12 protein-coding genes are annotated in these 12,093 nt (G+C 69.2%); 4 read left to right on the top strand and 8 right to left on the bottom strand.

The window, feature by feature from the left end; all coding sequences use genetic code 11:
* Positions 1–24 precede the first annotated feature (24 nt).
* Both pntB and ABD648_RS15555 read right to left on the bottom strand, forming a co-directional pair.
* Positions 25–1,422 carry a Re/Si-specific NAD(P)(+) transhydrogenase subunit beta gene (gene pntB / locus ABD648_RS15560; RefSeq protein WP_282215868.1) on the bottom strand — a complete coding sequence of 466 codons (1,398 nt, stop codon included), beginning with the start codon at positions 1,420–1,422 and terminating at the stop codon, positions 25–27.
* The gene (locus ABD648_RS15555) at positions 1,419–2,954 is read right to left on the bottom strand and encodes a Re/Si-specific NAD(P)(+) transhydrogenase subunit alpha (RefSeq protein ID WP_282215867.1); all 1,536 of its coding nucleotides are present in this window, start codon (positions 2,952–2,954) and stop codon (positions 1,419–1,421) included. Before ABD648_RS15555 ends, pntB begins: the two co-directional genes overlap by 4 nt.
* A 208-nt stretch (positions 2,955–3,162) precedes the next feature.
* On the opposite strand from ABD648_RS15555, the gene ABD648_RS15550 reads away from it, so the two are divergent.
* Genes ABD648_RS15550 through ABD648_RS15540 form a run of 3 tightly spaced genes read left to right on the top strand, consistent with a single transcriptional unit; the run spans position 3,163 to position 5,008 of the window.
* Positions 3,163–3,858: a hypothetical protein gene (locus ABD648_RS15550; protein ID WP_282215866.1), complete on the top strand. Its 696-nt coding sequence runs from the start codon at positions 3,163–3,165 to the stop codon at positions 3,856–3,858.
* A complete protein-coding gene (locus ABD648_RS15545; protein ID WP_282215865.1) occupies positions 3,855–4,418 on the top strand; it encodes a DUF4352 domain-containing protein in 564 nt (187 codons plus the stop codon). Before ABD648_RS15550 ends, ABD648_RS15545 begins: the two co-directional genes overlap by 4 nt.
* Positions 4,415–5,008 carry a hypothetical protein gene (locus ABD648_RS15540; RefSeq protein ID WP_282215864.1) on the top strand — a complete coding sequence of 198 codons (594 nt, stop codon included), beginning with the start codon at positions 4,415–4,417 and terminating at the stop codon, positions 5,006–5,008. Before ABD648_RS15545 ends, ABD648_RS15540 begins: the two co-directional genes overlap by 4 nt.
* On the opposite strand, the gene ABD648_RS15535 is transcribed toward ABD648_RS15540, so the two are convergent.
* Together ABD648_RS15535 and ABD648_RS15530 are read right to left on the bottom strand one after the other, a co-directional pair.
* Entirely contained in the window at positions 4,963–6,363 is a 1,401-nt protein-coding gene (locus ABD648_RS15535) for a hypothetical protein (RefSeq protein WP_282215863.1), read from the bottom strand. The two genes, ABD648_RS15540 and ABD648_RS15535, sit on opposite strands and share 46 nt — an antisense overlap.
* Positions 6,364–6,405: 42 nt before the next feature.
* The gene (locus ABD648_RS15530; RefSeq protein WP_282215862.1) at positions 6,406–6,966 is read right to left on the bottom strand and encodes an acyl-CoA thioesterase; all 561 of its coding nucleotides are present in this window, start codon (positions 6,964–6,966) and stop codon (positions 6,406–6,408) included.
* 130 nt (positions 6,967–7,096) lie between these two features.
* On the opposite strand from ABD648_RS15530, the gene ABD648_RS15525 reads away from it, so the two are divergent.
* Positions 7,097–7,606: a GNAT family N-acetyltransferase gene (locus tag ABD648_RS15525; RefSeq protein WP_282215861.1), complete on the top strand. Its 510-nt coding sequence runs from the start codon at positions 7,097–7,099 to the stop codon at positions 7,604–7,606.
* A 157-nt stretch (positions 7,607–7,763) separates the two neighbouring features.
* On the opposite strand, the gene ABD648_RS15520 is transcribed toward ABD648_RS15525, so the two are convergent.
* The 4 genes from ABD648_RS15520 to ABD648_RS15505 all read right to left on the bottom strand — a co-directional run bounded on the left by ABD648_RS15520 (position 7,764) and on the right by ABD648_RS15505 (position 12,092).
* Positions 7,764–8,915, bottom strand: coding sequence for an acetyl-CoA C-acetyltransferase (locus tag ABD648_RS15520; protein WP_282215860.1), 1,152 nt, complete (start codon positions 8,913–8,915; stop codon positions 7,764–7,766).
* Positions 8,916–8,959: 44 nt separating this feature from the next.
* Complete coding sequence (locus tag ABD648_RS15515) at positions 8,960–9,430, bottom strand: ASCH domain-containing protein (protein ID WP_282215859.1); 471 nt, start codon at positions 9,428–9,430, stop codon at positions 8,960–8,962.
* Positions 9,427–10,689, bottom strand: coding sequence for a cytochrome b/b6 domain-containing protein (locus tag ABD648_RS15510; RefSeq protein WP_282215858.1), 1,263 nt, complete (start codon positions 10,687–10,689; stop codon positions 9,427–9,429). The genes ABD648_RS15515 and ABD648_RS15510 overlap by 4 nt, the downstream gene beginning before the upstream one ends.
* Positions 10,690–11,120: 431 nt before the next feature.
* Positions 11,121–12,092, bottom strand: a complete 972-nt coding sequence (locus ABD648_RS15505; protein WP_282215857.1) for an electron transfer flavoprotein subunit alpha/FixB family protein — start codon at positions 12,090–12,092, stop codon at positions 11,121–11,123.
* Between the last annotated feature and the right edge of the window lies 1 nt (position 12,093).

Raw genomic sequence — 12,093 nt, 5'->3', positions numbered from 1 at the left:
GCGGACGCCACCCGGTTCTCCCCGTCACAGCGCCGCGATGATGTCCTCCACCTTCTGCTTCGCGTCGCCGAAGAGCATCGACGCGTTCTCGCGGAAGAACAGCGGGTTCTGCACGCCGGCGTAGCCCGCTGCCATCGACCGCTTGAACACGATGACGTTCTCGGCCTCCCACACCTTCAGCACCGGCATCCCGGCGATCGGGCTCGAGGGGTCTTCGGCGGCGGCCGGGTTCACGGTGTCGTTCGCGCCGATCACGAGCACGACCGAGGTCGCGGCCAGGTCGTCGTTGATCTCGTCCATACTGAGGACGATGTCGTACGGCACCTTCGCCTCGGCCAGCAGCACGTTCATGTGCCCCGGCAGTCGGCCGGCGACCGGATGGATGCCGAAACGCACGTCCACGCCCCTCTCGCGCAGCCGGCGCACGAGGTCGGCGACCGGGTACTGCGCCTGCGCGACGGCCATGCCGTAGCCGGGCGTGATCACGACCGATTTCGCCTCGGTGAGCATCTCCGCCGCACCTTCGGCGGTGATCTCGCGGTGCTCGCCGTACTCCTCGTCCGATGCGGACGGCGCGACGATTCCGAAGCCACCGGCGATCACCGACAGGAACGAGCGATTCATCGCCTTGCACATGACGTAGGAGAGATACGCACCCGACGACCCGACGAGCGCACCCGTCACGATCAGCAGGTCATTGTTCAGCAGGAAGCCGGCCGCGGCCGCCGCCCACCCCGAGTAGCTGTTCAGCATCGACACGACCACGGGCATGTCGCCGCCGCCGATCGAGGCGACCAGGTGCCACCCGAGAGCGAAGGCCAGCACCGTGACGCCGATCAGCAGTCCGAGCTGCTGGTCGTTCACGAACCACACCGTCAGCGCGATGAAGGCGACCAGAGCGCCGATGTTCAGCACGTTCTTGCCCGGCAGCACGAGCGGCTTGGAGGAGATCTTCGCCGACAGCTTCAGGTACGCGACGATCGATCCGGTGAAGGTCACGCCACCGATGAAGATGCCGATGAAGACCTCGGCGTTGTGGATGCCCTCGAGCTGCGGAGCGATCTCCGGATGCGCGAGGTAGCCGTTCCAGCCGACGAGCACGGCGGCGAGACCCACGAAGCTGTGCAGCAGGGCGATGAGCTCGGGCATGCCGGTCATCTCGACCGAGCGCGCCCGCCACAGGCCGATGGCCGCACCGATGGCGACCGCCGCGACGAGCAGGCCGAGTCCGAGGAAGGCACCCGTGGTCCAGGCATCCGCCACGGTGAGGGCGACCGTCGCGAGCAGCGCGATCGTCATGCCGGAGATGCCGTAGACCACGCCGGAACGGGCGGACTCGTGGCGGCTGAGCCCGGCGAGGCTCAGGATGAACAACAGGGCCGCGACGATGTACGCCGCGCCCGCGAGGGCGTCGACGGTCATTTGTTGCCACCCTTCGTGAACATCGCGAGCATTCGACGGGTGACCGCGAATCCTCCGAAGATGTTGATGGATGCCAGCAGCACGGCGATCGCGGCCAGCACCTGCACCACCGGGATGGCCGAGGTGATCTGCAGCATGGCGCCGACGACGATGACGCCGGAGATGGCGTTGGTCACCGACATGAGCGGCGTGTGTAGCGCGTGGTGCACCTTGCCGATCACGTAGAACCCGATCACGACGGAGAGCACGAGCACGGTGAAGTGCTGCGGCAGTGGCGCGGGCGCGAACGCGTTCACCGCGAACAGCGCCGCGATGCCGACCACGATGAGCGCGACCTTGCGGCCGGTCGACATCGTGGCAGGCTTCGCGATCTCGGCCGGCGCCGCGACCGCTTTCGCGGGTGCCGCCGCGACCTGCACGGCGGGCGGCGGCCAGGTCACGGCCCCGTCGCGGACGACGGTGACCGAGCGCTGCACGACGTCGTCGAAGTCGATCACCAGCCGGCCGTCCTTCGCCGGCGTCAGAAGGGCGACGAGATTCGCGAGGTTCGTGCCGTACAGCTGCGAGGCCTGCGCGGCGAGGCGCGACGCGAGATCGGTGTAGCCGAGGATGATGACGCCGTTGCCGGTGACGATGCGCTCCCCCGCGACAGAGCCCTCGACGTTGCCGCCCTGGCCTGCGGCCATGTCGACGATGACGCTGCCCGGCTTCATCCGCGCGACGTCGGATGCCGTGATCAACCGCGGCGCGGCGCGACCGGGGATCAGCGCGGTCGTGATGATGATGTCGACGTCGGCGGCCTGCTCGGTGTAGATCTCGGCGGCGCGGCGGTTGTAGTCCTCGCTGGTCGCCTTCGCGTAGCCGTCGGCGGATGCCGCGACGGCGACGTCGACGGCGAGGTACGTCCCGCCGATCGAGGACACCTGGTCGGCGACCTCGGGACGCGGATCGGTGGCGCGGACGATCGCGCCCAGGCTCGACGCGGCACCGATCGCCGCGAGACCCGCGACACCGGCTCCGGCGACGAGGACCTTGGCGGGCGGCACCTTGCCGGCAGCGGTGACCTGCCCGGTGAAGAAGCGTCCGAACTCGTGCGCGGCCTCGACGACCGCGCGGTACCCGGCGATGTTCGCCATCGAGCTCAGCACGTCCATCGACTGCGCGCGCGAGATGCGCGGCACCGCGTCGAGGGCGAGGGCCGTGATGCCCCGCTGCGCGAGCGACTCGACGAGGTCAGGACGGAGAGCCGGCGACAGCAGCGCGATGAGCGTCGCCCCGTCGGCGAGGAGTGCGATCTCCGCGGCATCCGGTGCCGTGATCGCGAGGACGATCTCGCTCCCCCAGGCCCCGGCCCGATCGACGAGCGTCGCACCCGCCGTCTCGTACTCCGAATCCGGGTAGGACGCTGCTGCGCCCGCTCCCCGCTCCACGCTGACCGTGTGGCCCAGCTTCCGCAGCGACGCGATCGTCGCCGGGGTGGCCGAGACCCGTGCTTCGCCCGCAGGCTCCCGCACGATGCCGATGACTGCCACTTGCTCCTCCTCCGCCCGTCTGCCTCGACGGGGTCTTGCGGGCTACCGTGCCCGTATGTTCCGCTCACAGTACTGAGAGGAGACGCCACCACTCTGCTCTTCTCGCCACATGACGAGAAAAGAATTCCATTTCTTGCGGAATACGTATGCTGTGCGCTGGGCACTCGTTCCCACCGCGCGAACGCACCCCCGGCTCTATGCTGTTTCCGTGAACGCCACACCGCCGGGTGATCCGGGAGCGCAGCCCGATGCCCGCGGCGTCGTCGCCGCGAACGCGAGCGCACGCGCGAAAGTGCTCGGCTGGGCACGGCGCAGCATCGACCTCGTCCCGACCTCGTGGCTGATCACCGGCGCGGGTGCCGTACTGCTCGGCGCGACCGCGATCTTCGGAGGTCTGGAGGCCGCGGCGGTCGACCCGACACCCACGGTCGACGTCGGCGAGACGTTCGAGGGATCGGACTTGGAGATGACCGTCGTGGGAGTCGAGCTCAGCGACGACCCCGACAATGTCATGGTCTTCCCCGATGAGGAGAAGGGAGAGCGCGTGCTCGTCGTCACCGTCGACGTGGTCAACACCTTCGACAAGCCGCGGCCGTCATCTGACAACGAAGCAGGCTCGCCCGTCCTCGACGGCATCATTCTCGAAGGTCTCGACGAGCGGCCCTCGATCTCGCGCGCCGACGACGGCCTAGGCTCTCCGAGGCTGCAGCCCGACGTGCCGGCCCGCCTGCTGCTCGCCTGGGTCGTGGGCCCCGACGACTTCCACGATGGCGACGAGGTGCACCTGACGCTCCCGGATTCGACGCATTACGTCGGTAAGAGCGTCGTGCGCGGGGACTACTGGTACGACGTCGTCGTCGGCGCGACGGTCACCGCGACGGTCGAGGAGGTGACCTCACCGTGAAGGAGAAGATCCTGGTGTGGTCGCTCACTGTCGTGCTCCTGGCGGCAGCCTGGGGCGTTTCGAAGGCCACTCTCACCGACGATGCCGCGACAGCACCGTTCCCGACTGTTGCTGCCCTCGACGAACCGGTTGCCGCTCGCAACCTCGCGGCCACCGTGACCGATGTGCACGTCGCAACCAGAGTGACGGACGCCGAGGGATGGACAGCCGAGGGAACCTGGCTCGTGGTCGACCTGACGGCGGCCACCGTCGTGACGCAGCAGAGCGCCACCCTTCGACTCGCCGAGCTCGTCATCGGCGATCGGACGTTCACGGCGACCGACCGGGGCACGACCTTGGTCGGGCAGCGACTCTTCACCGGTGTTCCTCGCTCTGGCAGCATCGCCTTCGAACTCCCCGCTGACGCGCTGACCGGTTCGGGCGTGCTGCGGCTGGGCGTGCCGAGCGAAGCCTCGCCGAACGATGTGCCGCTCGACGGCGTGATCGAGCTGACGGTGCGCCTCGACGAGCTGCCCGTCGAGGTCGACGCGGCTCTCGACGAGAACGGATGGGCGCGATGACGATTCCCCCGCCCCCCGCACCCGCGCCCGAGGTGGTGCCCGTGGTCGAGCCACCCGCGAAGCCGCGATCCTGGTGGCGACGCAACCGCCTGGCCTTGGTCGCCCTCGCGGTCCTCGCCCCCGGGACGGCCATCGGCATCGGCTGGCACGAGTGGCACCAGTACTACGGTTTCGACGCCCGCCCCTTCGTCCCGGTGGTCGTCGAAGACGGCGACACGGCCGAGCTCGCCGGAGCGACCTGGGGGCCCGTGCGCGGCGGAGAGCTCGAGGATCTCAGCGGGTTCGACGTGCCCGACGGCGCGACGGTGATCGCTGCCGGCATCCCGGTCGACCCCGGCCCCGACGGCGTCAGCTGCACGACACCCGTTCTCGTGCACCAGGCGACCGGACGCGAATGGCAGACGGCACGTACCGAGATGGGGCTGCTCTTCGATTCCGAAGAACCCGAGTACTGCGTGAGCGACGAGAAGGGCGAGTACGAACTGATCGTCCCGTTCGTCGTCCCCGATGACGTCGAAGGCCCGTTCTGGGTCGACGTCTGGCCTCAGGAGGCGGGCGGATCGTTCCTCAGGTTCACGCTGGAGGACTGACCGCCCACAGCATCCCGCGGCGATGTCGAGACGACGGCAGCGGCGACGGCATTCGCTGAAGCCGGAAGAAGACCGGCGGCATCCGCCACGGCGCGCATCTCGGTCTCCTCGGCCGAGACGGATGCCGAATCGGCGCGCTCCTGCGGTCGACGACGGAGTCGACCCAGCGTCGCGTCGTACGCACCGCTGATGACGGCGATACGCAGGGGCTCGATGATGAGCAGCGGCACGATCGAGACCACGGGCAGGATGATCGCCCAGGTCAGGAACTCGTGCGGGCCGATCAGCCGCGTGATGCCGAGGGAAAGGTACGACTCCAGCGCCTTCACGATCACGTAGACGAGGGCGTACGAGGCGACAAGCAGCGGCCCGGCCCGCCACATCAGGAGGATCGCGCGACCGATGGGCCGGAAGCGCGCACCGAGCTCGTCTCCGAGATCCTTCAGCCGTCGGACCACCGGGTTCGGGATCACGGTCGCGTGCTGACGGAAGCGGGAGATCAGCTGGTTCTCCACGCGCAGCTTCTCCGCCACGATCGCCTGGCCGAACACGACACCGGCGATCGTGAGCCAGGCGAGCGGAGCGAGGAGCACGGGTCCCGCCTCGGTGAGCACCCACCCGATCGCCTCCCACAGCCAGCGCAGTGGCGCGACGGCATTCAGGATCTGCTCCCGCAGATCCTCCAGGAACGCCATGGCCGCGCGGCTGTCCACCCAGGCCTTGATCGAGTCGAAGAGATCGCCCAGCAGGATGACCGAGAAGAAGACCCACACGACCTCGAAGTAGACCGCGACCGGCGACAACCAGGTCGAGAGCTTCGCCGACCACTTCGACCACGCCCATCGCCCGGCGAACGCGATCACGATGATCGCCACCGTCCAGACGTTGAACGGCAGGTTGAGGACCGTGTCCTGATCGCCGACCGGAGCGTCGCCGTTCACGCTCGCCGTGAAGATGATGCCGGAGCGCACCTCCAGCGCTCGCGACGAGTAGGCGTTCACATCCTCCCGGAGAAGCCCCTGCGCCCAGTACACGGCGAAGAAGGGCAGGATGCCGGCGAGCAGCGCGGAGAGGAAGGTGCGCCGTCGCTCGACCGGCTCCTCCGGCAGCGGGGCGACCTCCTGCAGATTGCGCAGCCCGTCCCGCAGCACGAGGAACATCGCGACGAGACTGATCAGTCGCGCGAGGATCCCGATCGGCAGCACGAGGAAGCCGAGCGTGGCCGAGGACGCTCCGATGAATCCTGCGACCTGGCCGATCACGTACTGCACGAGCACGCCGGCGAGATACCACGCCATGAGCGCCGGCCAGTGCCGCATCAGCACGCGTCCGGTCGTGGTCAGGATCCCCAGCACGGCCCTAAACTACCGCGTCGAGCGCCTACCGGAATACCGGAATCACGACCAGACGCTCGGCGCCTTCACCCGCACGGGCGGAAGAGCGGATGCCGCGGCCCAGTCGTGCACCCACGGATCGATCTCCGGCACGCCCTCGGGCTTGCCGACCGCGGCGAAGAGCTCCTCGTTGCTGACGGTGCCGCCGGTGCGGCGCAGCATCCGCGCCCGCACGATCGCGCGCGCGTAGACCTCGCCGTCGACCACGGCCCGGTGCTCCATGAACAGCGCCTTCTCGTCGTGGCCGATGAACCGCGACTGCACCTCGAACCGCTGCCACAGCTCCAGCGACTTGCGGAAGGTGATGGTCTCGCTCGACACCACCGCGTACCAGCCCTGGTCCTTCATGGCGCCGAACAGGCCGGTGCGGATGAGCAGGTCCCAGCGACCGAGGTCGAACAGCGACAGGTAGCGGCCGTTGTTCATGTGGCGCAGGATGTCGATGTCGGTCGGCAGGGTGGTGAGGCGGACGGTGCCGACGGCCGTCGGGTCGAGGGTCTTTCCCCGCCGCACACGGCGACGAGCACGGAGGATCACCAAGAGGGTGCGCCAGATCACATTCACGAAGATCGATCGTAGCCATCGACGAACGATCCGCGAACATCGTTGTACGAATCCTCCATCCGCTCCGATCACTCCGCGCAGGGCATCCGCTCGATTTCCCGTTCGCTCATGCCGCGCGTAGAGTCGCGGCATGAGCGCCGAAGCCCAGCCTGAAGTCATCGTCCGTCCGGTCCGTGATGTGGACGCGGAGGCGCTCGGTCGCGTGCACGCCCAGTGCTGGCACGAGACCTACGACCACCTGATCAGCAAGGCCGCGCTCGAACGGGTCTCACCCCGACGCATGGCGGAGCTGTGGACGCACTGGGCGGCCCAGGGCCCCGAGTTCACCATGCGTGCCGCGCTGGTGGACGGCGAGATCGTCGGGTTCGTCGGCTCCGGCCCCGCCCGCGACAAGGATGCCCCGGCGTTCCGCGAGCTGTACTTCATCTACCTGCTCGACGCGCTGCACGGCACGGGCATCGGCCAGAAGCTCTTCGATGCCGCGGTGGAGAAGGAGGAGCCGCTGTACCTCTGGGTCGCCGAGGACAACCCTCGCGCACACCGGTTCTACACGCGCAACGGCTTCACGCTCGACGGCGCCACGCACACCGAGCCCTTCCTCGGCGAGACGCTGACCGAAGTCCGCTTCGTCCGCTCCTGAATTCACCGGCTCGGACTGGGTCGGGCGGGCGGCGTCGCCCGCAGTCCGAGCGGCTGCCCGTGCACGATTCAGCAAGATTTCGCGCCGGAGCCCACGAATCGGACTTTCACACCGCCGAGTCCGACTTTCTGGCTGAATTCTGCACGCGCAGCGACCGTCAGAGGCGCTCGATGATCGTGACGTTGGCGACGCCACCGCCCTCGCACATCGTCTGCAGTCCGTAGCGGCCGCCGGTGCGCTCGAGTTCCGCGAGCAACGTGGTCATGAGTCGGGTGCCCGTCGCGCCGATCGGGTGACCGAGAGCGATCGCTCCACCGTTGACGTTGACCTTCTCGTACGGGACGTCGAGCTCGCGCATCCAGGCGAGCACGACGGAGGCGAACGCCTCGTTGATCTCGAACAGGTCGATGTCGGCGACGGTCAGTCGCGTCCGCTCGAGCGCATGCCGGGTGGCGGGGATCGGCGCGGTGAGCATGAGCACGGGATCGTCGCCGCGCACGGACAGATGATGCACGCGCGCCCGGGGAACCAGCCCGTGCTCCTTGACAGCCCGTTCGCTCGCGACGAGAACGGCACTCGACGCATCGCTGATCTGCGATGAGACGGCGGCCGTGATGCGCCCGCCGGGTCGCAACGGCTGCAGCCCCGCCATCCGCTCGAGCGTCGTGTCGCGGCGCACGCCCTCGTCGTGGTCGAGCCCGTTCTGCGGCGCGATCTGACGGGCGAAGCGCCCTTCGTCCTGCGCGAGCGCTGCTCGGCGGTGACTCTCCAGCGCGAACTGCTCCATCTCCTCGCGGGTGATGTCCCACTTCTCGGCGATCAGCTCGGCGCCGACGAACTGCGAGATCTCCTGGTCGCCGTAGCGAGCCTGCCATCCGGGCGACTCCGCGTAGGGCGTCGTGAACCCGAACGCCTCCCCCACGAGGGCCGACGACGTCAGCGGCACCTGCGACATGCTCTGCATTCCGCCCGCGATCACGAGGTCGGTCGTGCCGCTCATCACGGCCTGCGCGGCGAAGTGCACGGCCTGCTGACTCGACCCGCACTGACGGTCGATCGTGACGCCGGGCACATGCTCGGGGAATCCGGCGACGAGCAGGGCAGTGCGGGCGACGTTGCCGGCCTGCCCGCCGATCGCGTCGATCGTGCCGAGGATCACGTCGTCGATCAGTCCCGGATCGATGTCGACCCGGTCGACCAGCGCCCGCAGACTGTGCGCGCCCAGGTCGGCGGGATGGATGCCGGAGAGCGATCCGCCGCGCCTGCCGACCGGCGAGCGGACCGCGTCGACGATGTATGCCTCTGCCATGTTCCTCTTCCTCTCCCTCGTCGCGCGCGTGCACGTTCGCGGGTTCACGCGGCGTGGATCAACCGGAACCTCTCGCACACGACGGGCATGTCGGGCGCATAGCCGCGGGGGTTCTCGGAGTGCTCACGCCAATACCGCTCGTGAACTGCACGCCAGTGCGCGAGCGTGCGGTCGCCCTCACCCTCGGCGTGGGCATGCGCCTCGTCGACCTCATCGAAGGGGACGATCTCGACCGCCGTGGTCTCGATCACCGCTCGCGGTGCACCCGCCCCGTCGAGGATGATGCTCAGCTCTCCGACCGTCGGCAGCGGGTCCCGGTTCGCCTCGTAGTCCCACAGGGACGACGCGGTTCCGTCCTTCAGTCCGGTGACCACGAGCGCAAGGAGCTCATCGGCCTGCTGGGGGGTCGCGCCGAATCCCCATGCCTCGGGTGGGGTCTCCGGCAGCTCCGGCAGCGCTGTTCGCGCATCGCGCCAGTAATCGGCGATATGCGCGTCGTCGCTCTCCGGACTCACCGGCCCGACACCTGGCCGAAGAGCTTCGCGATCGGCGCGAGCACGAGCGGCCGCGCCGAGAACCAGCCGACCGCGAGCACGGCCAGCGAGGCGAGGAACACCCAGAAGCCCGTCCAGGTCACGGCATCCTGCGCTGCGTACATGTGGTTCAGGTTGCGCAGGAACCCGGTGAGCATCACGAGCGCGACGTGGGCGATGATGAACGCCACGAAGTACAGCATGATCGGGAAGTGCAGCGCCCTGGCCCACTCGACCGGGTACGCCTTCGACAGCTTCTCGGCCTTCTTCGGCCACAGCCCCGACATCCGGAATCCGGTCGCCACCGCCAGCGGCGCGGCGACGAAGACAGTCGTGAAGTACGCGAGCTGCTGCAGGCTGTTGTAGTTGTTCCAGCCGTTCTCATGCGGCCAGTCGAACGACACGTACTGCAGCGCGGCGGAGAGAGCGTTCGGGAAGACCTCCCAGCTCGTCGGCACGATCCGCACCCAGTGCCCGGTGACGAAGATCAGCACGACGAAGATCACGCCGTTGATGATCCACAGGAGGTCGAGCGCCTGGTGGAACCAGAGCGTCAGGCTGATCTTGCCCTTCTGACTGCCGCGCGGTGTCCAGAACACCGTCGGCCGCTTCTCGCTGCGCACGCGCAGCCCCGAGCGGATGATCAGCACGATCAGGAACATGTTGAAGAAGTGCTGCCAGCCGATCCACGGCGCGAATCCCGGTGCGACCGCGATGGCCGGTTCGTACTCCCCGGGGAATGCGGCGAGGAAGTCCTGCATGAAGGGGAAGCTGAGGAGGGTGCGAACGAACGCGATCGCCGCGCCTGCGACCAGCCCAAGCGCCGCGGCGCCCAGCAGACCGGCGATCGCCTGCGGCCACGACGGAAGACGACGAGCGGATGCCGGAGCCGCAGCCACATGCCGGGGAGCGCGGCCGTTCCAGACGGTGCGCGTCCACGGCAGCGGGGTGTCGAGGTCGGCGGAGAGGATCGCGACCGGGGCCGCGGCTTCGGCCTGGACGACGGCGGCACCGGTCTGCTCCGGCGCGCCATCGGCCGGAGTCTCCGCACCCGTCGCCGGGCTCGCGCTCGCGCTCAGCACCGGCGCCGTTCCGGCCGGCGGCCAGGGCTCACCACCGGCGACGCGCGGGAGGCCTCGGCGGACCGACGACTCGCCAGATGCCGGCGCCACGGCGGCTGCCGCAGCCACGGGCGTCGTCACCGCCTCGGGCGCCGCCGGCGCCACAGCGGGGGTCGACACGCCAGATGTCGGACCGGATGGAGACGAATGTCCGACATCTGGCGTGTCGGCCCCCTCTGCTGACGCGGAACCACGGTCAGACGCGGGACCAACCGCAGCCGTGGCGGCGGGCGGCCAGGGCTCGCCGCCGACGACGCGAGGCAGACCGCGGCGCATGCGCGCGACCGGACCTTCCGCGACCTGGGTCTCCGCGACCTGGGTCCCTGAGCTTGACGAAGGGCCCACGGCGGAAGACGCTTCGACAGGCTCAGCGACCCAACCGGGAGTCGCCTCTGCACTGCTCGCGACCTGGGTCCCCGAGCTTGTCGAAGGGCCAACGACCGAGGACGCTTCGACAGGCTCAGCGACCACTCCCGCGGCATCCGCCGGCGGCCACGGCTCGCCGCCGGGCACGCGCGGGAGTCCGCGCCGCAGCATCCGTGTGGCCATGGCTACTTCTTCCGCGCCTCGAGCGCGGCGATGACCTGCGGCACGACGGAGAAGACGTCGCCGACGATGCCGAAGTCGGCGACGTCGAAGATCGGCGCCTCGCCGTCCTTGTTGATCGCGACGATGTTCTTCGAGGTCTGCATGCCCGCGCGGTGCTGGATCGCCCCGGATATGCCGAGAGCGACATACAGCTGCGGAGACACCGAGACTCCCGTCTGTCCGACCTGGTGCGACTGCGGGATGTATCCGGCATCCACCGCCGCACGCGAGGCGCCGACCGCGGCGCCGAGCGCATCGGCGAGCTCCTCGACGAGCACGAACTTCTCCTTCGACGCGAGACCGCGTCCGCCCGAGACGACGCGCGTCGCCCCTCGGAGCTCGGGCCGGGAGGAGGCGACCTCCACCGCCTCGACCGCACCGGCGGTCGCGGCGACCGCACCGGATGCCGCGACCTGCAGCACCTCGACCTGCGGCGAAGCCACGGCCTCGGCACGCGCGTCGACCGCGCCCTGACGCACCGTGATGACCGGCGCCCCGAAGGTCGCCGCCGCATCGACGAGGTACGAGCCGCCGTACACCGAGTGCTGCGCGACGATGCCCTCGTCATCGCGGGAGACGCCCACCGCGTCCACCGCGAGCGCGCTCCTGGTACGCACGGCGAAGCGACCGGCGACGTCGCGGCCCGCGATCGAGTTGGAGATGAGCACGGCATCCGGCTTCACCTGGTCGAAGGCGGCCTGCAGGGCGTCGACGATCGGCACCGTGAGCGATGCGGAATCGCCCTCGGCGGTCAGCACGACCGCCGCACCGGCTGCCGCCGCGGCATCCACCGCGGCCTGGCTGCCGCCGACGATCAGGGCCACAGGAGCGCCGATCGTCGAGGCCGCGCCGACAAGAGCCGCGGTGCTGCTCGCGGCGCCGCCCGATGGGTCGACGTCGACGAGGACGAGGATGGGGTTCTCGGGATAGGTCATC

Origin of the sequence: Microbacterium luteolum (assembly GCF_039533965.1) — a bacterium.
In the GTDB taxonomy this organism is placed as follows: Bacteria; Actinomycetota; Actinomycetes; order Actinomycetales; family Microbacteriaceae; genus Microbacterium; species Microbacterium luteolum.
This window is presented reverse-complemented; position numbering and strand designations above follow the sequence as displayed.

What these genes read in the sequence shown, in the direction of transcription:
- pntB (WP_282215868.1), bottom strand. Translation starts at nt 1,422, where the DNA reads ATGACCGTCGACGCCCTCGCGGGCGCGGCGTACATCGTCGCGGCCCTG.
- ABD648_RS15540 (WP_282215864.1), top strand. Translation starts at nt 4,415, where the DNA reads ATGACGATTCCCCCGCCCCCCGCACCCGCGCCCGAGGTGGTGCCCGTG.
- ABD648_RS15525 (WP_282215861.1), top strand. Translation starts at nt 7,097, where the DNA reads ATGAGCGCCGAAGCCCAGCCTGAAGTCATCGTCCGTCCGGTCCGTGAT.
- ABD648_RS15520 (WP_282215860.1), bottom strand. Translation starts at nt 8,915, where the DNA reads ATGGCAGAGGCATACATCGTCGACGCGGTCCGCTCGCCGGTCGGCAGG.
- ABD648_RS15505 (WP_282215857.1), bottom strand. Translation starts at nt 12,092, where the DNA reads ATGACCTATCCCGAGAACCCCATCCTCGTCCTCGTCGACGTCGACCCA.